Origin of the sequence: Streptomyces sp. NPDC052040 (genome assembly GCF_044548405.1) — a bacterium.
Taxonomy (GTDB): domain Bacteria; phylum Actinomycetota; class Actinomycetes; order Streptomycetales; family Streptomycetaceae; genus Streptomyces.
This window is the reverse complement of record NZ_JBIUBV010000006.1, coordinates 106,025-129,054: the sequence shown is the minus strand read 5'-3', so window position 1 is coordinate 129,054 and position 23,030 is coordinate 106,025. Positions and strand designations below refer to the sequence as shown.

Genomic DNA, 23,030 nt, shown 5'->3' with positions numbered 1-23,030 from the left:
GTCTTGCGCGTCCGGCTACGCTCAGGACAGCGGCCGGACCAAGATCCGGCCGGTGCTCTGCATGTGCTCACATCTGGGAGGCGTACATGGCGGCATGGGCGTGGCGGTTCGAGAAGGCCGACGGGGCGGAGGTGCAGCCCGCGGTCGTCCCCGAGGAGTTCACCACCCAGGGGGACGCCGAGTCCTGGATCGGGGAGCACTGGAGGGAACTGCACGACGGCGGCGCCGACCAGGTCCGGCTGTACGAGGACAGCACGGAGATCTACGGGCCGATGAGTCTGCGGGGCGACGAGTCCTAGGGCCTGTACGGGCCTTTACGGGCCTGCACGGCCTTCACCGGGCCTTTATGAGAGGCGCTGGGCCGTCCGCGGGGCGGGTGCGCGAGGGCGGGCGGGGGACCGTGAGGCCCCGCCCGCCCTCACCTTTCGGCTACTGCTCGCCCAGGGTGACGCCCACGGTCCTGTGGCTGCCGTTGCGGACGTAGGTGACCGTCGTCCGCTGCCCCGGCTTGTCGCCCGCCAGTGCCTCGGCGAGCGAGGTGATGGTGGTGACGTCCTTGTCGCCCAGCCGTGTGATGACGTCCCCGGCCTTCAGACCCGCCCGGTCGGCCGCGCCGCCCCGGTCGACCTCGGCCACCGCGACACCGGCGGGCTGGTAGGAGCTGTTCACCACCGTGCGGCCCGCGATGTTGAGCGCGGCCCGCCCCGAGTCGGTGACATGGCCGGTCCTGATGATCTGGTCCGCGATCGTCTTCACCAGCGAGGCCGGGATCGCGAAGCCGATACCGGGCGCCGCGCCGTTGCCCAGCTCGGGGTCGACGGCGGCCAGCGTGGGGATCCCGACGACCCGGCCGTTCAGATCGACGAGCGCGCCCCCGCTGTTGCCCGGGTTGATCTCCGCCGAGGTCTGCACCATGTTCGCGAGGGTGGCGCCCGTGCCGCCGCCGCTGTTCCCCTCGCTGACGGTCCGCCCGGTCGCCGACACGATCCCCTCGGTCACGCTGGACGACAGCCCGAGCGGTGAGCCCATGGCGAGGACGATCTGCCCCACCTGGACCTGCGCGGAGTCGCCGAACACGGCCGGCCGCAGACCCTGCGGGACCCGGTCGAGGCGGATGACGGCGAGGTCCTGCTGCGGATACGAGAAGACCAGGCTCGCGGTGAGCACCTGCTGGCTGTTGGCGGTGGTCACCTGGAACTTCTTGTCAGTGCCCACCACATGAGCGTTGGTGACGATGTGCCCCTTGTCGTCGTACACGACGCCCGATCCCAGGGCCTCCCCGGCCTGGATCTGCACCACCGACGGCAGCACGTTCTTGATGACCCGCTGGTAGTCGTTCTGGAGCTCGTTGGCCGTCGTGGGGGAGGGGGAGTGCGCCGCGGCCGGGCTCTCCGCCCTGCCCGACTGACCGGAGCCGGTGCAGCCGGGCAGGACCAGACACCACAGGAGAAGCGGAACGCACCGTCGAAGGGCACGTATATGAGCAGCGTCCATGCCCCGAGTCTCACCTCGGAAGCCTCCCGCGGCCCCTCCTGCGCGTCCCAACGAGGGGCGGCGGTCCCCCGTACGGGTGACGGCTCAGCCGCGGACCCCGCACAGATGCAGCAGGGCGGCCACGGAGCGGTACGGATCCGTGCGCCCCGCCCGTTCCTCCGCGGCGAGCAGACGCTCCGGGTCCGCGGGGAGGAGGGCGTCGTCGGGCACCGTGTCGGTGAAGACCCGCACCCCGTACCAGGCGTGCAGCGGCGCCCCGATCCCGGCGAGCGTCGCGGTCAGCGCCGCCAGCCGGTCGGCACGTACGACAGGGCCCGGGCCGTCGGCGCGGGCGGTGGTGTCGAAGGAGGCGAGGGCCGTGTCCCAGTCACCCGAGAGCCCCGGACGCATCGCTGGCGCGTCCCCGTTCCGCACCAGCAGCGACAGCAGTCCACCGGGGGCGAGCATCCGCGCCAGTCCCGCCAGCAGCGGATCGGGCTCGTCCACATGCATCAGCACCCCGTGGCACAGCACCACGTCGAAACTGCCCGGGAGGAAGTGCACCCCCGTGTCGCGGCCGTCCCCCTCGATGATCCGCATCCGCTCCCGGATGCCCTCGGGCTCCCCGGTCAGGGCCGCGCGGGCCACCGCGATCGAACCCGAGTCCTCTTCCAGCCCGGTGACCCGGTGCCCGGCCCGGGCCAGCCGCAACGCCTGGGCGCCCCGGCCCATGCCCACATCGAGCACCCGCAGCCGCTGACCGACCGGGAACCGCCCGGCTATCTGCTCGTCGAGCTGTCGGCCCACCAGCTCCTGCCGCACCAGCTCACGCAGACCGCACGGCACGGCATCCGTCCCTGCTTCGGGAAGGGAGCCGGCCTCGGGAACGCGACCAGCCCCGGGGCGGGAGTCGCCCTCGGGACAGGAATCACCCTCGGCGAGCGATGCGCCCCCGGGGACGGGAACAGCCCCGGGAACGGAGTCCGCCTCGGGAACGGAGTCCGCCTCGGGGAGGACGTCCGCGCTCAGGGCCGCTCTCCGCGCTTGACCTGCGGCTTCGGCAGCCGGAGGCGGCGCATCTGGAGGGAGCGCATCAGCGCGTAGGCAACGGCGCCCTTGGTGTTCTGGCCCGCGAAACGCTCACCGAGCCGCTTGCGCAGCCGGACGGCGGAGAGAATCGAGTCGAGCACGATCAGAACGATCACGACCAGCCACAGCAGCAGCGCGATGTTCTGGAGCGAGGCCACCTTCACCAGGCTCAGCGCCAGGATGATCACGGCCATCGGCAGGAAGAACTCCGCCACATTGAAGCGCGAGTCGACATGGTCGCGGGCGAACTTGCGCACCGGACCCCTGTCCCGGGCGGGCAGATACCGCTCGTCCCCACCGGCCAGCGCCTGGCGCTGCTTCTCCAGCTGGACGCGGCGCGCCTCGCGCTGGCGCTTGGCGGCGTCCTTGCGCGTCACTGGCGTGCTGGCGACGCTGCGGCGCTGGGACTGGGCCTCACTGCGCTTGGGCGTGGGCCGACCCTTCTTGGCCTGCGGGTCACGGGGCTGCTTGGAGTCGGACACCTGCGCACTGGCGGCGACGGTGGCCTTCTCATCCTTGGCACGGCTACGGAACACAAAACCCAAGGGTACGGGGTCCGCGCGCATGGACCCCAGCGGGCCGGGGAACGATCCGGCAACACCGGCCGTCTGCAAAGGGGGCAGAGGGCCACAAAAGGAAGGACCACCTGCGTTCTCCGGGTGGCCGACCAGGGTGATCCGGGAATCTTTCCGTACGTCACCTCGGGGGGCACCTACTCCCTACGCCGGATCGGGAAGGCATGCAGTCGTCCTTGGGGATGACCGCATCCGCCCCCGAACAGTGCGGTAATGGTTGCAGGGCCCGTACTCTGGGTCCTGTCGCAGACCTGTGAGCCGGAGTCCGTCAGAAGGGGGCGCGCGAAGCCCATGAGCGGTGTCATGAAGCGTATGGGGATGATCTTCCGCGCGAAGGCGAACAAGGCCCTTGACCGGGCCGAGGACCCGCGCGAGACCCTCGATTACTCGTACCAGAAGCAGCTGGAACTGCTCCAGAAGGTGCGCCGCGGTGTCGCGGACGTGGCGACCAGCCGCAAGCGCCTGGAGCTCCAGCTCAACCAGCTCCAGAGCCAGTCCACCAAGCTGGAGGAGCAGGGCCGCAAGGCGCTCGCGCTCGGCCGCGAGGACCTGGCCCGCGAGGCGCTGTCCCGCCGTGCCGCGCTCCAGCAGCAGGTGACGGACCTGGAGACCCAGCACCAGACCCTTCAGGGCGAGGAGGAGAAGCTGACCCTGGCGGCGCAGCGCCTCCAGGCGAAGGTGGACGCCTTCCGCACCAAGAAGGAGACCATCAAGGCGACCTACACGGCCGCCCAGGCGCAGACCCGGATCGGCGAGGCATTCTCCGGCATCTCCGAGGAGATGGGCGACGTCGGCCTGGCGATCCAACGTGCCGAGGACAAGACGGCACAGCTCCAGGCCCGGGCCGGTGCGATCGACGAACTGCTGGCCTCCGGCGCCCTGGACGACCCCTCCGGCATGGCCAAGGACGACATCCAGGCGGAGCTGGACCGGCTCTCCGGCGGCACCGACGTGGAGCTGGAGCTCCAGCGGATGAAGGCCGAGCTGGCGGGCGGCTCCGGCGACCAGCGGCAGGCGCTTGAGGGCGGCACCGGCAAGGGGCAGACCCAGTCCCAGCCGCAGGACACCCCGCGCTTCGACAAGCAGTGACATCCCGCGTCCGCGACCCCCGTACACCGCTGTCACCCGACGGGTCCCATGCCTGAGGAGGGCCACATGATCGTACGGATCATGGGGGAGGGGCAGGTGGAGCTGGACGACGTCCACTTCGCCGAACTGAACGCGCTGGACGACGAGCTGCTCCGGGAGATGCAGAGCGGCGACGGGGAGGGCTTCAGGCGCACCCTGAACGCCCTCCTGGACGCCGTGCGCCGCCTGGGCACTCCGCTGCCCGACGACGCCCTGGAGCCGTCGGAGCTGATCCTGCCGTCGCCGGACGCGAGCCTCGCGGAGGTCCGCGAGATGCTCGACGACGACGGCCTGATCCCGGGCTGAGACGACGGTCTGAACCCGGGCAGCACAACGGTCCGATCCCGGGCCGGGGCGATGGTCTGCTCCCGGGCCGAGGGGCCCGGCACCCTTGGTGCCGCCCCTCGGGCCGGTGTACCCGCTCCCGGCTGTCCGCGCTCGCCGGGCCCCGGGCAGCCGCCCTGCGCCTGCGGGTGCCCGGCAGCGGCAGGCTTCCGCACACCCTGGTTCCGCCTGCCGCGGGCCCCCCGTACCGTGAGTCCGTGAGCACCCTAGAACGCACCCGGTGCCGGATCAGCGCCCATCCCCTCGCCCTGGATGCCGCCCTCGCCCTCGGTGTCCTCGTCTCCATGGTCGCCAGCTCCTTCGCCGACCCCCATGGAGAGCACGGCACCTCCTGGGGCACGCGCAGCCCGGGGGGGCTCAGCCTGGCCCTGATGGTGCTCGCGGCCGCCGCGCTCGTCCCGCGCCGTCGGCACCCCCTGCCGGTCCTGGTGGCCACGGTAGCCCTCTCCCTCGTGGAACTGGTCACGGCCGACCCGCGAGCCCCCGTCGCGATGGCCGCGGTCGTCGCCCTCTACACCGTGGCCGCCACCACCGACCGCCCCACCACCTGGCGCGTCGGGCTGCTCACCATGACCGCGTTGACCGGCGCCGCCATGCTCACCGGCCCCCTCCCGTGGTACGACCAGGAGAATCTGGGCCTCTTCGCCTGGACGGGCATGGCCGCGGCCGCCGGGGACGCCGTGCGCAGCCGCCGCGCCTTCGTCCACGCCATCCGGGAGCGCGCCGAACGCGCGGAGCGCACCCGGGAGGAGGAGGCCCGCCGCCGGGTCGCCGAGGAGCGGCTGCGCATAGCCCGGGATCTGCACGATGTCGTCGCCCACCACATCGCCCTGGTCAATGTGCAGGCCGGAGTGGCCGCGCACATCATGGACAAGCGCCCCGACCAGGCGAAGGAGGCCCTCGCCCATGTCCGCGAGGCCAGCCGCTGCGCGCTGAACGAGCTGCGCGCCACCGTCGGTCTGCTGCGCCAGTCCGGGGACCCCGAGGCACCCACCGAGCCCGCCCCCGGCCTCGGCCGCCTCGACGAGCTCGCCGACACCTTCCGCCATGCCGGACTCCCCGTGGAGGTCGCCCGCGCCGACCACGGCACCACCCTGCCCGCCGCCGTCGACCTGGCCGCGTACCGGGTGATCCAGGAGGCCCTGACCAATGTGCGCAAGCACGCGGGCCGGACCGCCCGGGCCGAGGTCAGCGTGGTGCGGGTGGGGCCCCGGGTGGAGATCACGGTCCTGGACGACGGCGCGGGCGACGACGCGGGGCCCGATGACGGCGGCCGGACGGATCACGACGGCCGGACGTACGACCACGGCCGGGCGGTTCGCGCCGGAGCCGGGACGGGGACTGGGGCTGAGACCAGGGCCGCCGCCGGGGACGGCGGCCCCGGCGGCGGGCACGGGCTGCTGGGCATGCGCGAGCGTGTCACCGCCCTCGGCGGCGCCCTCACCACCGGTCCCCGCTACGGCGGCGGCTTCCGGGTCCATGCGATCCTGCCGGTCGAGACGCGCACGACGGCCCCGGCCGAGGAGAGCGTGTGACCGCCCAGGGAGGGCCCGTATGACCATCCGTGTCCTGCTCGCCGACGATCAGGCGCTGCTCCGCAGTGCCTTCCGGGTCCTGGTCGACTCGGAGCCGGACATGGAGGTGGTGGGCGAGGCCTCCGACGGCGCCGAGGCGGTCCGGCTGGCCGGGGAGAGGGAGGCCGACGTGGTCCTCATGGACATCCGGATGCCCGGCACGGACGGTCTCGCGGCGACCCGTCTGATCAGCGCGGACCCCGCCCTCGCCCGGGTCCGCGTGGTCATACTGACCACCTTCGAGGTGGACGACTACGTGGTGCAGTCGCTGCGCGCCGGGGCGTCCGGGTTCCTCGGCAAGGGCTCCGAGCCCGAGGAGCTGCTGAACGCCATCCGGGTCGCGGCGGGCGGCGAGGCGCTGCTGTCCCCGGCCGCCACCAAGGGGCTGATCGCCCGGTTCCTCGCGCAGGGCGACGACGGGCGCGACCCCGCCCGCTCCGACCGGCTCGGCACCCTCACCGGGCGCGAGCGTGAGGTGCTTGTGCAGGTCGCGGGCGGCCACTCCAACGACGAGATCGCCGAGCGGCTCCAGGTCAGCCCGCTGACGGTGAAAACACACGTCAACCGGGCCATGGCCAAGCTGGGCGCCCGCGACCGGGCCCAACTGGTCGTCATCGCCTACGAGTCGGGACTGGTGCGCCCGAGGGTGGACTGAGCGGGGCGGGGCCCGGTACGTCCCGGGGTGGAGCGGCCTCCACCGGGCCGTACTCCCCCCGTAGTAGACGGCCGCCGGGGAACGGGACCTCGGGGCGAGGGAACGGCACCCGCCGATGCGGCAAGGTGTACGGGTGGGCGCGGTCTTTGCGCCCCGCACCTTCCGCTCAGCAGAGAGAGACGCCGACCCATGTCCTGGCTGTCACGATTCAGCCTCGCGCAACGGGCCCTGATAGCGCTGATGTCGATTGTCGCGCTCGTCTTCGGGGCGATCGCGATCCCGCAGCTCAAACAGCAACTCCTGCCCACCATCAACCTGCCCGTCGTCTCCGTCCTGGTGCCGTACCAGGGCGCGTCCCCCGACGTCGTCGAGAAGCAGGTCGTCGAGCCCCTCGAGAACACCCTGAAGGCCGTCTCCGGCATCAAGGGCGTCACCTCCACGGCGAGCGAGGGCAACGCCGTCATCATGGCGTCCTTCGACTACGGCAATGACACCAAGCAGCTCGTCGCCGATGTGCAGCAGGCCGTCAACCGGGCCCGCGTCCAGCTCCCGGACTCGGTCGACCCGCAGGTCATCGCGGGCTCGACGGACGACATCCCGACCGTGGTGCTCGCCGTCACCTCGGACAAGGACCAGCAGGCCCTGTCCGACCAGCTGAACACCACCGTGGTGCCCGCCCTGAAGGACATCTCCGGGGTCGGCCAGGTGACCGTCAACGGCGTACGCGACCTCCAGGTCACCGTCACGCCGGACAACGCCAAGCTCGCGCGGGCCGGGCTGTCCACGGTCGCGCTCGGCCAGGCGCTCCAGGCGGGCGGCGCGACCGTCCCCGCGGGCTCCTTCGACGAGAACGGCAGCAACCGCACGGTCCAGGTCGGCGGCGGCCTCACCTCGCTCGCGCAGATCCAGGACCTGATGGTCACCGGCCAGGGCGGCGGCAAGCCCGTACGCCTCGGGGACGTCGCCACGGTCAAGGAGCAGGAGGCCACGGCCGACTCGATCACCCGCACGGACGGCAGGCCGAGCCTCGCGGTGGCCGTCACCATGGACCACGACGGCAGCGCGGTCGCCATCTCCAAGGCGGTCGAGGACAAGCTGCCGGGTCTGCGCAAGGACCTCGGCTCCGGGGCCGCCATCACCGTGGTCAGCGACCAGGGACCGGCGGTCTCCAAGTCCATCAGCGGTCTGACGACCGAGGGCGCGCTCGGTCTGCTCTTCGCGGTCCTGGTGATCCTGGTCTTCCTGGCGTCGGTGCGCTCGACCCTGGTCACGGCGGTCTCGATCCCGCTGTCGGTGGTCCTCGCGCTGATCGTGCTGTGGACCCGCGACGTGTCGCTGAACGTGCTCACCCTGGGCGCGCTGACCATCGCCATCGGCCGTGTCGTCGACGACTCGATCGTGGTCCTGGAGAACATCAAGCGGCACCTCGGCTACGGCGAGGAGCGGCAGACCGCCATCCTCACCGCGGTCCGCGAGGTGGCGGGCGCGGTGACCTCGTCCACCCTGACGACGGTCGCGGTCTTCCTGCCCATCGGTCTGGTCGGCGGCATGGTGGGCGAGCTGTTCGGCCCGTTCTCGCTGACCGTGACGGCGGCCCTGCTGGCCTCGCTGGTGGTGTCCCTGACGGTCGTGCCGGTGCTGTCGTACTGGTTCCTGCGGGCGCCGAAGGACCGCCCTGAGGACCCGGACGAGGCGCGGCGCGCGGCGGAGGAGAAGGAGGCCAGGAGCCGGCTCCAGCGCTTCTACGTGCCGGTGCTGCGCTTCGCGACCCGCCGCCGGCTGACCAGTGTGGCCATCGCGGTGGTCGTCCTGGTGGGCACCTTCGGCATGGCGCCGCTGCTGAAGACGAACTTCTTCGACCAGGGCGAGCAGGAAGTCCTCAGCATCAAGCAGAAGTTGAAGCCGGGCACCAGCCTGTCGGCGACGGACGCCTCGGCCCGCAAGGTCGAGCGGATGCTCGCCGGGGTCAAGGGCGTCAAGGACTACCAGGCGACGATCGGTTCGTCCGGCTTCATGGCGGCGTTCGGCGGCGGCACGGACACCAACCAGGCGTCGTACACCGTGATGCTGGACGGATCGGCGAAGTACGCGGACGTCCAGAACCGGATCGAGGACGGGCTGTCGAAGCTGTCCGGGACCGGCACGACCACGGTCTCGGCCGGTGACGGCTTCGGCGACCAGGACCTGAGCGTGGTCGTGAAGGCGGCCGACGCGCGCGTCCTGGCCAAGGCGTCGGAGCAGGTCCGCGCCGAGGTCGCCGGGCTGAAGAACGTCACGGATGTGACCAGCGACCTGTCGCAGAGCGTGCCGCGCATCTCGGTCAGGGCCAACTCCCGTGCGGCGGCGGCCGGTTTCAACGACCAGACGCTGGGCGCGGCCGTCGCGCAGGCGGTGCAGGGCACCAAGGCGGGCAAAGCGGTCCTGGACAACACCGAGCGGGACATCGTCATCCGCGCGGCCAAGCCGGCCGAGACCCTGGACCAGCTCAAGAAGCTCCCGCTGGGACCGGTGAAGCTGGGTGACGTGGCCACGGTGCAGCTGGTGGACGGCCCGGTGTCGATGACCCGGATCGACGGCCAGCGGGCGGCGACGATCACGGCCCGTCCGACCGGCGACAACACGGGCGCGGTGAGCACCGACCTCCAGTCGAAGATCAAGGCGCTGAAGCTCCCGGCGGGCGCGTCGGCCGAGATCGGCGGTGTCTCCCAGGACCAGAGCGACGCGTTCAAGAACCTGGGCCTGGCGATGCTCGCCGCGGTGGCGATCGTGTTCATGCTGCTGGTCGCGACGTTCCGCAGCCTGGCCCAGCCGCTGATCCTGCTGGTCTCCATCCCGTTCGCGGCGACCGGCGCGATCGGCCTCCTGGTGGCCACGGGCACCCCGATGGGCGTCCCGGCGATGATCGGCATGCTGATGCTGATCGGCATCGTGGTGACCAACGCGATCGTGCTGATCGACCTGATCAACCAGTACCGCGAGCAGGGCTACGGCGTGGTGGAGGCCGTGGTCGAGGGCGGCCGTCACCGGCTGCGCCCGATCCTGATGACGGCCCTGGCGACCATCTTCGCGCTGCTGCCGATGGCCCTGGGCGTCACCGGCGAGGGCGGCTTCATCGCCCAGCCGCTGGCGGTGGTGGTGATCGGCGGCCTGGTCACCTCGACCCTGCTGACGCTGCTGCTGGTCCCGACGCTCTACGCGATGCTGGAGCTGCGCAAGGAGCGCCGCGCGAAGAAGCGGGCGGCGAAGCGGGCCACCAAGGACGGGGCACCGTCCGAGCCCGCCGAGTCCGGCGACCCGGAGCCCGCCGGGGTGTAACCGGCGACGGCACGGAGAAAACGGCCGGGGCCCGGTCCGCACCCCTCAGGTGCGGACCGGGCCCCGGCCGCTGCGGGGGAGCCGGACGGCTACGGCAGGGCGAGCATCCGCTCCAGCGCCAGCTTGGCGAACGCCTCCGTCTCCCGGTCCACCTCGATGCGGTTGACGAGGTTGCCCTCGGCCAGCGACTCCAGCGCCCACACCAGGTGCGGGAGGTCGATGCGGTTCATCGTGGAGCAGAAGCACACCGTCCGGTCCAGGAAGACGACTTCCTTGCCCTCCGGAGCGAAACGGTTCGCCAGGCGGCGGACGAGGTTCAGCTCCGTGCCGATGGCCCACTTGGAGCCCGCCGGGGCGGCCTCCAGCGCCTTGATGATGTACTCGGTCGAGCCCACGTAGTCCGCGGCGGCGACCACCTCGTGGCGGCACTCCGGGTGCACCAGCACGTTCACCCCGGGGATCCGAGCCCGCACGTCCTCGACCGATTCGAGGCTGAAGCGGCCGTGCACCGAGCAGTGGCCCCGCCAGAGGATCATCTTGGCGGCGCGCAGCTCCTCGGCGGTCAGTCCGCCGTTCGGCTTGTGCGGGTTGTAGACCACGCAGTCGTCCAGCGACATGCCCATGTCCCGCACCGCGGTGTTGCGGCCGAGGTGCTGGTCCGGCAGGAACAGGACCTTCTCGCCCTGCCCGAAGGCCCACTCCAGGGCCCGCTGCGCGTTGGAGGACGTGCAGATCGTGCCGCCGTGCTTGCCGGTGAACGCCTTGATGTCCGCGGAGGAGTTCATGTACGAGACCGGGACGACCTGTTCGGCGATCCCCGCCTCGGTCAGTACGTCCCAGCACTCGGCGACCTGCTCGGCGGTGGCCATGTCGGCCATGGAGCAGCCGGCCGCCAGGTCCGGCAGGACGACCTTCTGGTCGTCGGTCGTCAGGATGTCCGCCGACTCGGCCATGAAGTGCACACCGCAGAAGACGATGTACTCGGCCTCCGGGCGGGCCGCTGCGTCCCGGGCCAGCTTGAAGGAGTCACCCGTCACATCGGCGAACTGGATGACCTCGTCGCGCTGGTAGTGGTGGCCGAGCACGAAGACCTTGTCGCCGAGCTTCTCCTTGGCCGCGCGGGCGCGTGCGACCAGGTCCGGGTCGGACGGAGAGGGCAGGTCGCCGGGGCACTCGACGCCTCGCTCGCTCCTCGGGTCGGCCTCACGGCCGAGCAGCAGGAGGGCGAGGGGCGTCGGCTGTACGTCGAGCTCCTGGGTCTGGGCGGTGGTCACCTCACGCACCCTTTCTGTTCTGCGGCTCGCCGCCCCAGCGGGGTCGGCGGGACATGCCTTTTCGTCTAAATGACGCTATCTATCATAACCGCTTCACGTCAGCTTGACGATGTGCATCGTGTCGATGTGACGTGAATCCCGGTCCGAAGGACCGCCCCGCCCCGCCCCTCAGTGCCGCCCCCGTGCTGTCCACAGGCCGCTGTCCGTGTTCCGGCGCATGTGCGAGCATGAAGGGGGAAGCGAAAAAATGCTCTCGGTCCGGAATGAATGCCGGGCCATGCCGGTTGCACCCGTCGGCAAGCAGTCTCCGTACAACCCGGGAGAGATGTAGATGTCCGTACAGGACGAGTCCACCACCGTCACCGACGGCATCATCCTGACCGACGCCGCCGCGGCCAAGGTCAAGGCCCTGCTCGACCAGGAAGGCCGGGAAGACCTGGCACTGCGCGTCGCCGTTCAGCCCGGCGGCTGCTCCGGCCTGCGCTACCAGCTCTTCTTCGACGAGCGCGCGCTCGACGGCGACGTGTCGAAGGACTTCGGCGGCGTCAAGGTCATCACCGACCGGATGAGCGCCCCGTACCTGGGCGGCGCCACGATCGACTTCGTCGACACGATCGAGAAGCAGGGCTTCACCATCGACAACCCGAACGCGACGGGTTCCTGCGCCTGCGGTGACTCCTTCAGCTGAACCGGCACCCGCCGATTCTCCGGCTGTGACGGAAGGCGGCGCCCCCACGGGGGGCGCCGCCTTCCCGCCGTTTCGGCCGCCGTCAGCGGGGGAGCGCCCCCGTGCCGCCCGAGACCGACTCCCTCGGCGGGGTGCTCGACGTCTCCTGCGGGACCGGGCTCCCGTTCCCGTCCACCACCCGGCGGTCGCCGAGCGGCGCCTTCAGCTGAAGCGTCCGGTGGTAGACCTTGGCGATCATGGCGCAGACCCTGCCCTGCCAGGGCGTCTCGGTCACGGTGACCGTCACCCGGTCGGAGTCCTCGCGCACGGACGCCGCGTAGTCGGCGCACACCCCGCCCTCGTAGGAGACGGTGAGGTCCCGGCCGTCGGTGCGATAGCCCAGCACCTTGACCTCACGGTGCGTCGGCGCGGGCGTCGGCCGGGATCCCGGCGCGCTCGTCGACGGGGCCGGGGCCTGCGAACCGCTCGGGCCGCCCGGTGCCTGGCGCGGGCCGCCCGGGTTCCGGGGCACGGCCAGATACTCCGGGTCGACCGCGGGATACGCCACCGTGGACGCGCCGCCGCTCCCCGGGGCCCCCGTCCCGCCCACCTCGAACAGCCAGGACGGCACCAGCACCGCCTTCCCGCCCGCCGTGTGCGCGACCAGCCCGAACACCGCGCCCCGCACGGTCGCCGAGGTCCGCCGCGCGGCGGAGCTGTCCGCCGGGCACGGCTTCTCGTCCCGGTCCTTGACCGGCACGGGACCGGTGCAGCCGCCGATGCCCTTGCGCCCGTACGAGGACGGCGGCACGGCGTTCATCAGCTCCAGCGTCCTCTTCGCGCCCAGTACGGGATAGACGGCGCCCCTCTGCGGTGTCACGAGGGTGCCGCTGCCGCCGGTGACCCGGCCGTCGGGTCCGATCCGCACCCCGGTCGTCCAGCCGTGCGTGGGCAGGCCGCCCACCACCGGTTCGGCGTTCACCACCCGCACCTGGCCCATCAGCTGGGACGCGTCCAGCTTCGCGGTGTCCTGGCCGATAGCCTTGAGCACCGGGGCCGCCGCCCGCCGCGCCGCCTGCTCGTCCACCGGTCCGGACCGCGCCCCCTCCGCCCCGGAGCCCCCGGGGCGGCACGCCTTGCCCGGGACGCAGTTGTCCGAGCCCGGCACGGTGGTGGTGAAGGTCCAGGTGCCCGGCGCGTCCTGGTTCACCCGGAGATTCGGCTCCCCGCCGGTGCGTGCCGCGCCCACCTGCCACACACCGTCGGCCAGCCTCGGGGTGCCGCTCAGATGCAGGGCCCCGGCCAGCCGGGCCACCTCCTCCTGCGTCACCCGGCCCTTGGCCCAGTACACCGGAGCCGACTTCGGGCCGTCCGGGAGCGTGCCCGCCGCGGTGTACGTGGTGCCGTAGGGGTTCGGCTCGCCCACCGCGATGCCCGGCGCGGGCCCCCCGGCGCCGCTTCCGGTGCCGCCGTCCAGGGCCAGCGGCGGGGGAGTGGTGCCGCCCTCCGCGACCGGGGCGCCGTCCGCCGGGCCGGACGCGCCAGCGGCCAGATAGGCCCCGCCGCCACCGACGAGCAGGACCGCGGCCACGACCGGGGCGGCCGCCGCGGACAGCCGCCGCCGTGGCGCGGCCCCCGCGGGCTCGCTGACGTCGGGTACGCCGCTTGTGTCGTCGGGTCGCTCGGTGCTCACCGCATCGCTCCTTCGGCCTCTGCTGCCTCCTGGGGCCCCGGCCGCCCGCAGAAAGCGCCCGGGGGTCGTACCCCGCCTCCTCGTCGAGGAGGACGGCGATGGGACGCACCGGGGGAGCGCACGGTTCCCTCGGTGCGCGCCCTGGCCCGTCCCGCCCCGGCGCGCCGGGCCGGTCCCGGCCTGCTCAGTCCCCGTAGTCGGACAGGGCGTCCAGCAGGCGTGCCGAGGAGGGCGGCACCCTGACACCGCGGATCCGGGAAGGGGGGACCGGACGGGCGGCCGGCCTCTCGGGTGGGGCCCAGTGCGGGACCATCCGGGCGCCGTCGCCGGGCAGCGCCGCCAGCTCCCCTTCCGGGTCCGGCGGGCCGAGGTCATGGAATTCGGACTTCCTCATGAGAAAACGGTAGGCACACCGAGGTCGATGAAGAAAGTCCACTTCTGGGTGGTTTCGCCTGCTTCGGTGAGGGGGGCCCACCGGGTAGCGTGAACTGTCAATCTCCCACCTCCACAGGAGCGTGTCCTCGCCGTGCGTATCGCAGTCACCGGCTCCATCGCTACTGACCACCTCATGACCTTCCCCGGTCGTTTCGCCGATCAGTTCGTCGCGGACCAACTGCACACGGTCTCGCTGTCCTTCCTGGTCGACCGCCTCGACGTCCGCAGGGGCGGCGTGGGCGCGAACATCGCCTTCGGAATGGGGCAGCTCGGCACCGGGCCGATCCTGGTCGGCGCGGCGGGCTCGGACTTCGACGAGTACCGGGCCTGGCTGGACCGGCACGGAGTGGACACCGCCTCCGTCCGCATCTCCGAAACCCAGCACACGGCCCGTTTCGTCTGCACCACTGACGCCGACCACAACCAGATCGGCTCCTTCTACACCGGTGCGATGAGCGAGGCCCGGCTCATCGAACTCAAGACGGTCGCCGACCGGGTGGGCGGACTCGACCTGGTGCTGATCGGCGCGGACGACCCGGAGGCGATGCTGCGCCACACGGAGGAGTGCCGCTCCCGGGGGGTCTCCTTCGCCGCCGACTTCTCCCAGCAGATCGCCCGGATGAACGGCGACGAGATCCGGATACTGCTGGACGGGGCGACCTTCCTCTTCTCCAACGAGTACGAGAAGGGGCTCATCGAGACGAAGACCGGCTGGAGCGACGCCGAGATCCTCGGCCGGGTCGGCCACCGGGTCACCACGCTCGGCGCGCGGGGCGTGCGCATCGAGCGGTCGGGCGGCGACCCGATCGAGGTCGGTGTGCCCGAGGAGACGGCCAAGGTCGACCCGACGGGCGTCGGCGACGCCTTCCGCGCGGGCTTCCTGTCCGGCCTGGCCTGGGGCGTCCCGCTGGAGCGCGCGGCCCAGGTCGGCTGCATGCTCGCGACGCTGGTCATCGAGACGCTGGGCACCCAGGAGTACCAGCTGCGCCGGGGCCACTTCATGGACCGCTTCGCCAAGGCCTACGGCGAGGAGGCCGCGGCCGAGGTCAAGGAGTACCTCGCCTGACCGCCGCCCGCTGACCGGCCCCCGCGGAGGCCGGAGCGCACGGACCTGCGGGCCCGCGGCGCAAGGACTCAAGAGAACCTAGGAGAGCCGGCGGACCAGGAAGGCGGAGCCCCCTTCCGCCGGCTCCTCCCCCTCGTAGCGCTGCCCCCGCATCTCGCACCATGCGGGAATGTCGAGGCGGGCCGCCTCGTCGTCCGACAGGACCCGCACCGTGCCCCCCACCGGGACGTCCCCGATCACCTTCGCCAGTTCGATCACCGGGATCGGGCACCGCCTGCCGAGGGCGTCGACCACCAGGGCGTCCCCGGAGGCCGCCGTCGCCGCCCTCGGGGCCGGGGCTCCGAGCTTCTCGCGCACCTCCGCCACCACACCGGGCAGCACCGAAAGGAACCGGTCGACTTCCTCGGCCGTGGTCCCCGTCGGCAGCGACACCCGGACATTGCCCTCGCTCAGCACCCCCATCGCCTTGAGCACATGGCTCGGGGTCAGCGTGCTGCTCGTACAGGACGAACCCGAGGAGACGGAGAAGCCCGCGCGGTCCAGCTCGTGCAGCACGGTCTCCCCGTCGACATAGAGACAGGAGAAGGTGACGATCCCGGGCAGCCGGCGGACCGGGTCGCCCACCACCTCCACGTCCGGGACCAGTACGGGCACCCGTGCCCGGATCCGCTCCGTCAGCTCCCGCAGCCGGGCCGCCTCTCCGGCCGCCTCCGCCCGCACCGCACGCAGCGACGCCGCGGCCGCCACGATCGCCGGGATGTCCGGGAACCCGGCCGCCCGCCCCGACTCCCGCTCGTCCAGCGGGCCTTGCGGAGCGAACCGCACCCCCTTGCGCACCACGAGCAGCCCGACCCCCGCGGGTCCGCCCCATTTGTGCGCACTCGCCGTCAGCAGCGACCAGCCGCCTTCCACCGGCCCCCAGCCCAGCGACTGCGCCGCGTCCACCAGCAGCGGGACCCCTGCCGCCCGGCACACCTCGGCCGCCTCGGCCACCGGCTGCTCGGTGCCCACCTCATGGTTGGCCGATTGCAGACAGGCCAGCGCGGTGTCCGGGCGCAGCGCCGCCGCGTAGGATTCCGCGTCGACGGCGCCCGTCCGGGAGACCGGCACCCGGGTCACCGTCCCCCCGGCGGCCTCGAAGGCCTCCGCCGAATGGAGGACAGAGGAGTGTTCGACCGCGGACACGATCAGGTGACGTCCGGCCCGGCGGCGGCCGGCGAGCGCCCCCTCGATCCCGGAGTGCACCGCCCGGGTCCCCGACGGGGTGAACACCAGCTCGTCGGGGCGGCAGCCCACCGCCTCGGCCGCCGCCTCCCGCGCCGCGTCCAGCAGCATCCGGGCCCGCCGCCCCTCGCGGTACAGCCGCGCGGGGTCGGCCCACCCCTCGTCCACGGAGGCCAGCAGGGCCTGACGGGCCACGGGGTGCAGGGGAGCGGCGGAGGCGGCGTCGAAGTAGGACACACCGCAACGCTAACTCCTGCGAACGACGGGCCCCCTCGCGGCGGCCGTAGGACCCGTCAGGAGGGGCCCACAAACGGGCATTCCCTCCCTTCGGGGTGTCCGGCGGCGCGTTGGGTACCCTCCCCGCGCGACCCCAAATGGCGTCCAGTAGGGTTTGGTCCGCATAAACATCCAAACCCCTGCCCGACGCAGGGCGGCGACCGACCAGCGAGAAGGCCGCAGCCGACCGCGCGGGCGAGACTCTCGGGAAGGCGCTACGTGAGTCCCAACGGCTCCGACCGCTCGCCGCGGCGCCCGATGCGGCGGAAGCTGCTGCAGGCAATGACCGCGGGCCTGGTCCTGGCGACCGCCACCGGTTGCACATACAAGGACTTCCCCCGCCTTGGTATGCCCACCCCGACCACGGAGGAGGCTCCCCGGATCCTCTCCCTGTGGCAGGGGTCCTGGGCGGCCGCGCTCGCCGTCGGCGTGCTGGTGTGGGGCCTGATCCTGTGGAGCGCCATGTTCCACCGGCGCAGCCGCACCAAGATCGAAGTCCCTGCGCAGACCCGGTACAACATGCCCATCGAGGCGCTGTACACCGTGGTCCCGCTGATCATCGTCTCGGTGCTCTTCTACTTCACGGCCCGCGACGAGTCGAAGCTCCTCAGCCTCGACAAGAAGCCCGACGTCACCATCAACGTCGTCGGCTACCAGTGGAGCTGGGGCTTCAACTACGTCACCCCCGTCGGCGGGGTGACCGGCGACGCCAAGACCGATCCGAATCTCAACGCGATCCCGGACCGGTTCAAGAAGGACTTCCCGGCGAACGCCGGCGGTGTCTACGACTTCGGTACGCCGGGCACGCGGAACCCGCAGACCAACAACCCCGGCCCGACCCTCTGGCTCCCCAAGGGCGAGACGGTCCGCTTCGTCCTCACCTCGCGTGACGTCATCCACTCCTTCTGGGTGCTGCCGTTCCTGATGAAGCAGGACGTCATTCCGGGCCACACCAACGCCTTCCAGGTGACCCCCACCATGGAGGGCACCTTCCGCGGCAAGTGCGCCGAGCTCTGCGGTGTCGACCACTCCCGAATGCTGTTCAACGTGAAGGTCGTCTCGCCCGAGCGCTACGAGCAGCACCTGAAGGACCTGGCGAAGAAGGGGCAGACCGGTTACATCCCCGCGGGCATCGCGCAGACGAGCCACGAGAAGAACCGGGAGACGAACAACCTGTGAGCATCCTCAACGAACCCCAGGGTGCCGCCGCAGCTACGGGCTCATATGAGAACGAGCTGCCGGTCAGGCGCAAGAATCCCGGCAATGTCGTCGTCAAGTGGCTGACCACCACGGACCACAAGACGATCGGCACGCTCTATCTGGCAACGTCGTTCGCGTTCTTCTGCATCGGCGGTGTGCTGGCGCTCCTCATGCGCGCCGAGCTCGCCCGGCCGGGTCTGCAGATCATGTCGAACGAGCAGTTCAACCAGGCGTTCACGATGCACGGCACGATCATGCTGCTGATGTTCGCGACGCCGCTGTTCGCCGGTTTCGCCAACTGGATCATGCCGCTCCAGATCGGTGCGCCCGATGTGGCGTTCCCGCGGCTGAACATGTTCGCCTACTGGCTCTACCTGTTCGGCTCGCTGATCGCCGTCGGCGGCTTCCTCACCCCGCAGGGTGCGGCCGACTTCGGCTGGTTCGCCTACAGCCCGCTGTCGGACGTGGTGCGTTCGCCGGGTATCGGCGCCGACATGTGGATCATGGGTCTGGCCTTCTCCGGCTTCGGCACGATCCTCGGTTCGGTCAACTTCATCACCACCATCATCTGCATGCGCGCCCCCGGCATGACGATGTTCCGCATGCCGATCTTCGTGTGGAACGTGCTGCTGACCGGTGTGCTGGTGCTGCTGGCCTTCCCGGTCCTCGCGGCCGCGCTGTTCGCCCTGGAGGCGGACCGCAAGTTCGGTGCCCATGTCTTCGACGCCACCAACGGCGGCGCTCTGCTGTGGCAACACCTCTTCTGGTTCTTCGGCCATCCAGAGGTGTACATCATCGCGCTACCGTTCTTCGGCATCATTTCCGAGATCATCCCGGTCTTCAGCCGTAAGCCGATGTTCGGTTACATGGGCCTGGTCGGCGCCACCATCGCCATCGCCGGTCTCTCCGTGACCGTGTGGGCGCACCACATGTACGTCACCGGCGGTGTGCTGCTGCCGTTCTTCTCCTTCATGACGTTCCTCATCGCGGTCCCGACCGGTGTGAAGTTCTTCAACTGGATCGGCACGATGTGGAAGGGCTCGCTGTCCTTCGAGACACCGATGCTCTGGGCGACCGGCTTCCTGATCACCTTCACCTTCGGTGGTCTGACCGGTGTCATCCTGGCCTCGCCGCCGATGGACTTCCACATCTCCGACTCGTACTTCGTGGTGGCGCACTTCCACTACGTGGTCTTCGGCACGGTCGTCTTCGCGATGTTCGCCGGATTCCACTTCTGGTGGCCGAAGTTCACGGGCAAGATGCTCGACGAGCGCCTCGGCAAGATCACCTTCTGGACGCTGTTCGTCGGCTTCCACGGCACCTTCCTGGTCCAGCACTGGCTGGGTGCCGAGGGCATGCCGCGTCGTTACGCGGACTACCTCGCGGCCGACGGCTTCACCGCCCTGAACACGATCTCGACGATCTGCTCGTTCGTCCTCGGTCTGTCGATCCTGCCGTTCTTCTACAACGTCTGGAAGACGGCCAAGTACGGCAAGCCGGTCGGCGTCGACGACCCGTGGGGCTACGGCCGTTCGCTGGAGTGGGCGACGTCCTGCCCGCCGCCGCGGCACAACTTCCTCACGCTGCCGCGGATCCGCTCCGAATCCCCCGCCTTCGACCTGCACCACCCGGAGATCACCGCGCTCGAGCAGCTCGAGCACGCGGGTGCCGGCAGCAAGGCCGTCGCTGATGGCAAGGAGTCCGGCAAGTGAAGATCCAGGGCAAGATGTTCCTCTGGCTGGCCGTCTTTCTCCTGATCATGGCCGCCATCTACGGCCTGTGGTCGAAGGAGCCGGCCGGTACCACCGCGCTCTTCCTGGCCTTCGGCCTGAGCGTCATGATCGGCTACTACCTGGCCTTCACGGCCCGGCGGGTCGACGCGGGCGCCCAGGACAACAAGGAGGCCGACGTCGCGGACGACGCCGGTGAGGTCGGCTTCTTCAGCCCGCACAGCTGGCAGCCGCTCTCCCTCGCGATCGGTGGCGCCCTGGCGTTCCTGTCCATCGCGATTGGCTGGTGGCTGATGTACTTCTCCGCCCCGCTGATCCTGGTGGGCCTGTGGGGCTGGGTCTTCGAGTACTACCGCGGTGAGAACCGCACCCAGTAACACGCGCCGTGCGCACGGGAGCCCGGACACTCTCCGAAGTGTCCGGGCTCCCTCTTTTGCCTCGCTTTCCGTCCCCCGCCCGGCCCACTCGGCGCGCCGCGGCCGGGCGCGGTTCATAGCGTGAGGCCATGAGCCACTTCGTCTTCTTCCGGGGGCCACGACACCGCACGGTCGTCGGCTGCACCCTGCTGCTGATATCCCTTGCCGCGGGCCCCGTCGCCTGCGGCGTCGACGGCGACCCGCTCGCCGCGCATCCCTTCGATGCGGCGGACCAGATCGCCTACAACGCACCTGCCGACAACGACAAGAAGGCCGACCCCGACAAGCCCCTGGAGATCACCGCCTCGGACTCGGACGGACGGATCACCGACGTCACGGCCGTGGACTCCCGGGGACGCTATGTCGCCGGTGAACTCAACGCCGACGGAAGCCGCTGGCACAGCACCTCACCGCTCGCCGCGGGCACCCACTACACGGTGCAGGTGAGCACGGAGGACGAGGACGGCGCACCCGGCCGCAAGGTCCTCGAGTTCGACACCGCCACCCCGAAGGCCAAGAAGACCCTCGACGTCGCCCTCGGCCCCGACACGGGCACCTACGGCGTCGGACAGCCCGTCACCGCCGCGCTCAGCCAGCCCGTCAAGGACAAGGCGTCCCGGGCGATCGTGGAGCGCGCCCTCAAGGTGGACTCGGTGCCCGCGGTGGAGGGCTCCTGGTACTGGGTGGACGACAAGACGCTGCACTACCGCCCCAAGGAGTACTGGCCCGCCCACACCAGCATCACGGTGCACAGCAACCTGGCGGGCGTGAAGGTCTCCGACAAGGTCTGGGGCGGCGACAGCAAGCCCGTGCACCTGACCCTCGGCGACCGCCTGGTCGCCGTCACGGACGCCGCCGCGCACCGGATGACGGTCTACAAGAACGACGAGGTGATCCGGACGATCCCCGTCACCACCGGCCGCCCCGGCTACGACACCCGCAACGGCATCAAGGTCGTCCTGGCCAAGCAGTCCGCGGTACGGATGCGGGGAACCACCATCGGCATCTCCGCGGGCTCCAGCGACTCCTTCGATCTGATGGTCTATTGGGCGGCCCGGGTGACCTGGAGCGGCGAGTACGTGCACGCCGCGCCCTGGTCCGTGGGCTCCCAGGGATACGCCAACGTCAGCCACGGCTGCACGGGTATGACCACCGGCAACGCCCACTGGTTCTTCGACACCGTCCGCCTCGGCGACATCGTCCAGGTCGTCAACTCCCGGGGCCCGGAGATGGACCCCTTCGGCAACGGCTTCGGCGACTGGAACCTCGACTGGGCCAAGTGGGGCAAGGGCAGCGCCCTGACCCCGGACAAGGCGGGACCCAACCCGTCGGACATCGCGAGGCTGCGGCCGCAGTCGGTGTGACCGGGCACCCGTGCCCCGGTCGGGGCCCGTGCCCCGCACAGGGGCACGGGACGCTCCCGGCGGCGGACAGGGGTGCCGTGGGACACCCGGGGCCACAGGGGCTCCGGGAGCCGTCTGAGGGCCCGGGGAGCGCCGCCCCGGCCCGCGAGCCGTCCTGGCCCCGTGGAGCGCTGCCTCGGGCTGATGGAGCGCCATCCCGGGCCGTGGGAGCCGCTCCCGGGCGTCGGGTGTCGGGTGTGCGGGTGTCAGAACGCCGTCAGGCGCTCGCCAGGGCCCGTCGCCGCAGCAGCGAGGCCAGCGCGGAGGCCAGCTCCACCGGCTCCACCGGCAGCGCCACGGCGGCGTCGGCCCGGCTCCAGGTCGCCAGCCACGCGTCCTGCGGGCGCGCGATCAGCACCAGCGCCGGAGGGCAGTCGAAGATCTCGTCCTTGATCTGGCGGCAGACGCCCATCCCGCCCATGGGCACGGCCTCGCCGTCCAGCACACAGACGTCGATGCCGCCCCGGTCGAGCTCCCGGACGACCGCGGCGGGTGTCGCGCACTCCACGAAGCGGACCTCGGGGACGTCCGGGGCGGGCCTGCGCCCGGCCGCGAGCCGCACCTGCTCGCGTGTGCGGGAGTCGTCGCTGTAGACCAGCACCGTGGCGGTCGGCTGCATGCTTCCTCCGGGACATCGGCGTCGTACGGAACGGACCGTTGGGGCGGATGCTACTCCCTCGGGCACCCGGTCAACACCGGTCCGCACATGGCTTCGACGGGCCGTTCGATGGGCCATACGGGCACTACACACGGTGCGGACACTCCGAACGGCACCCCCCGGAGTGAGGGCGGGATAAGCGACCGACATAATGTCGGTCGTGGCGACAGCAACGACAGTAGAAACCGGGCACGCGCACCCGTCGGTCAATCGGCCGAACCTCACCAGTGTCGGAACCATCATCTGGCTGAGTTCCGAGCTGATGTTCTTCGCGGCCCTCTTCGCGATGTACTTCACCCTGCGATCGGTGACGGGTCCGACGCACTGGAAGGAGATGGCGGGCCATCTCAACCTTCCGTTCTCGGCGACCAACACCACGATCCTGGTGCTCTCCTCGCTGACCTGCCAGCTCGGCGTGTTCGCGGCCGAGCGGGGTGATGTGAAGAAGCTCCGGGGCTGGTTCATCGTCACCTTCATCATGGGTGCGATCTTCGTCGGCGGGCAGATCTTCGAGTACACCGAGCTGGTGAAGAAGGACGGCCTCTCGCTGTCCTCCGACCCCTACGGCTCGGTGTTCTACCTGACCACCGGCTTCCACGGCCTGCACGTGACGGGTGGTCTCATCGCCTTCCTGCTGGTGCTCGGCCGAACCTACGCGGCGCGCAGGTTCACCCATGAGCAGGCAACCGCCGCCATCGTCGTGTCCTACTACTGGCACTTCGTCGATGTCGTCTGGATCGGCCTCTTCGCCACGATCTACCTGATCAGGTAATCGGGGGTCGGCCGCGGCGTACGGGCACCCCCGCGGGGGAACCGGGCGACCCCGACGATCCG

The 23,030-nt window shown here is 71.0% G+C and carries 21 protein-coding genes; 13 read left to right on the top strand and 8 right to left on the bottom strand.

Annotation, left to right across the window (positions count from 1 at the left end):
- The first annotated feature begins 86 nt into the window (after nt 1-86).
- Nucleotides 87-299 (top strand): hypothetical protein, encoded by a 213-nt coding sequence (locus ACIHAA_RS15055; RefSeq protein WP_399817003.1) that lies wholly within the window; start codon nt 87-89, stop codon nt 297-299.
- Nucleotides 300-429: 130 nt separating this feature from the next.
- On the opposite strand, the gene ACIHAA_RS15050 is transcribed toward ACIHAA_RS15055, so the two are convergent.
- The 3 genes from ACIHAA_RS15050 to ACIHAA_RS15040 form a co-directional block, all read right to left on the bottom strand.
- Nucleotides 430-1,494 carry a S1C family serine protease gene (locus ACIHAA_RS15050; RefSeq protein ID WP_399817001.1) on the bottom strand — a complete coding sequence of 355 codons (1,065 nt, stop codon included), beginning with the start codon at nt 1,492-1,494 and terminating at the stop codon, nt 430-432.
- 84 nt (nt 1,495-1,578) lie between these two features.
- A complete protein-coding gene (locus ACIHAA_RS15045; protein WP_399817419.1) occupies nt 1,579-2,280 on the bottom strand; it encodes a class I SAM-dependent methyltransferase in 702 nt (233 codons plus the stop codon).
- Nucleotides 2,281-2,498: 218 nt separating this feature from the next.
- Nucleotides 2,499-3,128, bottom strand: coding sequence for a DUF3043 domain-containing protein (locus tag ACIHAA_RS15040; protein WP_399816999.1), 630 nt, complete (start codon nt 3,126-3,128; stop codon nt 2,499-2,501).
- A 300-nt stretch (nt 3,129-3,428) separates the two neighbouring features.
- Between ACIHAA_RS15040 and ACIHAA_RS15035 the strand changes: the two genes are divergently transcribed.
- The 5 genes from ACIHAA_RS15035 to ACIHAA_RS15015 all read left to right on the top strand — a co-directional run bounded on the left by ACIHAA_RS15035 (nt 3,429) and on the right by ACIHAA_RS15015 (nt 10,154).
- Nucleotides 3,429-4,226: a PspA/IM30 family protein gene (locus ACIHAA_RS15035; protein ID WP_399816997.1), complete on the top strand. Its 798-nt coding sequence runs from the start codon at nt 3,429-3,431 to the stop codon at nt 4,224-4,226.
- A gap of 66 nt (nt 4,227-4,292) precedes the next feature.
- Nucleotides 4,293-4,571 carry a hypothetical protein gene (locus ACIHAA_RS15030; protein WP_399816995.1) on the top strand — a complete coding sequence of 93 codons (279 nt, stop codon included), beginning with the start codon at nt 4,293-4,295 and terminating at the stop codon, nt 4,569-4,571.
- Between the two features lie 236 nt (nt 4,572-4,807).
- Nucleotides 4,808-6,145, top strand: a complete 1,338-nt coding sequence (locus tag ACIHAA_RS15025; RefSeq protein WP_399816993.1) for a sensor histidine kinase — start codon at nt 4,808-4,810, stop codon at nt 6,143-6,145.
- 19 nt (nt 6,146-6,164) lie between these two features.
- Nucleotides 6,165-6,839 carry a response regulator gene (locus ACIHAA_RS15020; protein WP_399816990.1) on the top strand — a complete coding sequence of 225 codons (675 nt, stop codon included), beginning with the start codon at nt 6,165-6,167 and terminating at the stop codon, nt 6,837-6,839.
- A 189-nt stretch (nt 6,840-7,028) separates the two neighbouring features.
- Entirely contained in the window at nt 7,029-10,154 is a 3,126-nt protein-coding gene (locus tag ACIHAA_RS15015) for an efflux RND transporter permease subunit (RefSeq protein WP_399816988.1), read from the top strand.
- Between the two features lie 89 nt (nt 10,155-10,243).
- Here the strand turns inward: ACIHAA_RS15015 and nadA are convergent, their stop codons facing one another.
- Nucleotides 10,244-11,428: a quinolinate synthase NadA gene (gene nadA, locus ACIHAA_RS15010; RefSeq protein WP_399816986.1), complete on the bottom strand. Its 1,185-nt coding sequence runs from the start codon at nt 11,426-11,428 to the stop codon at nt 10,244-10,246.
- Between the two features lie 331 nt (nt 11,429-11,759).
- Between nadA and ACIHAA_RS15005 the strand changes: the two genes are divergently transcribed.
- Nucleotides 11,760-12,116 (top strand): HesB/IscA family protein, encoded by a 357-nt coding sequence (locus ACIHAA_RS15005; protein ID WP_399816983.1) that lies wholly within the window; start codon nt 11,760-11,762, stop codon nt 12,114-12,116.
- An 82-nt stretch (nt 12,117-12,198) separates the two neighbouring features.
- Here the strand turns inward: ACIHAA_RS15005 and ACIHAA_RS15000 are convergent, their stop codons facing one another.
- Entirely contained in the window at nt 12,199-13,788 is a 1,590-nt protein-coding gene (locus ACIHAA_RS15000; protein ID WP_399816981.1) for a hypothetical protein, read from the bottom strand.
- Nucleotides 13,789-13,972: 184 nt separating this feature from the next.
- The gene (locus ACIHAA_RS14995; protein WP_399816979.1) at nt 13,973-14,182 is read right to left on the bottom strand and encodes a hypothetical protein; all 210 of its coding nucleotides are present in this window, start codon (nt 14,180-14,182) and stop codon (nt 13,973-13,975) included.
- Nucleotides 14,183-14,314: 132 nt separating this feature from the next.
- Here ACIHAA_RS14995 and ACIHAA_RS14990 point away from each other — a divergent pair, with 132 nt between their 5' ends.
- On the top strand, nt 14,315-15,289 hold the full coding sequence (locus ACIHAA_RS14990) for a carbohydrate kinase family protein (protein ID WP_399816977.1): 975 nt from the start codon (nt 14,315-14,317) through the stop codon (nt 15,287-15,289).
- Between the two features lie 78 nt (nt 15,290-15,367).
- Here the strand turns inward: ACIHAA_RS14990 and ACIHAA_RS14985 are convergent, their stop codons facing one another.
- Complete coding sequence (locus ACIHAA_RS14985; RefSeq protein WP_399816975.1) at nt 15,368-16,750, bottom strand: cysteine desulfurase/sulfurtransferase TusA family protein; 1,383 nt, start codon at nt 16,748-16,750, stop codon at nt 15,368-15,370.
- Nucleotides 16,751-17,008: 258 nt separating this feature from the next.
- Between ACIHAA_RS14985 and coxB the strand changes: the two genes are divergently transcribed.
- From coxB to ACIHAA_RS14965, 4 genes are all read left to right on the top strand, one after another.
- On the top strand, nt 17,009-17,968 hold the full coding sequence (gene coxB / locus ACIHAA_RS14980) for a cytochrome c oxidase subunit II (protein ID WP_399816973.1): 960 nt from the start codon (nt 17,009-17,011) through the stop codon (nt 17,966-17,968).
- On the top strand, nt 17,965-19,701 hold the full coding sequence (gene ctaD / locus ACIHAA_RS14975; RefSeq protein ID WP_399816972.1) for a cytochrome c oxidase subunit I: 1,737 nt from the start codon (nt 17,965-17,967) through the stop codon (nt 19,699-19,701). The genes coxB and ctaD overlap by 4 nt, the downstream gene beginning before the upstream one ends.
- Nucleotides 19,698-20,096, top strand: coding sequence for a cytochrome c oxidase subunit 4 (locus ACIHAA_RS14970; RefSeq protein ID WP_399816970.1), 399 nt, complete (start codon nt 19,698-19,700; stop codon nt 20,094-20,096). Before ctaD ends, ACIHAA_RS14970 begins: the two co-directional genes overlap by 4 nt.
- Nucleotides 20,097-20,224: 128 nt before the next feature.
- On the top strand, nt 20,225-21,499 hold the full coding sequence (locus tag ACIHAA_RS14965; RefSeq protein ID WP_399816968.1) for an Ig-like domain-containing protein: 1,275 nt from the start codon (nt 20,225-20,227) through the stop codon (nt 21,497-21,499).
- Between the two features lie 256 nt (nt 21,500-21,755).
- Here the strand turns inward: ACIHAA_RS14965 and ACIHAA_RS14960 are convergent, their stop codons facing one another.
- Nucleotides 21,756-22,157, bottom strand: a complete 402-nt coding sequence (locus tag ACIHAA_RS14960) for a hypothetical protein (RefSeq protein ID WP_399816966.1) — start codon at nt 22,155-22,157, stop codon at nt 21,756-21,758.
- Between the two features lie 190 nt (nt 22,158-22,347).
- Here ACIHAA_RS14960 and ACIHAA_RS14955 point away from each other — a divergent pair, with 190 nt between their 5' ends.
- Nucleotides 22,348-22,968, top strand: a complete 621-nt coding sequence (locus tag ACIHAA_RS14955) for a heme-copper oxidase subunit III (protein WP_399816965.1) — start codon at nt 22,348-22,350, stop codon at nt 22,966-22,968.
- Nucleotides 22,969-23,030 lie beyond the last annotated feature (62 nt).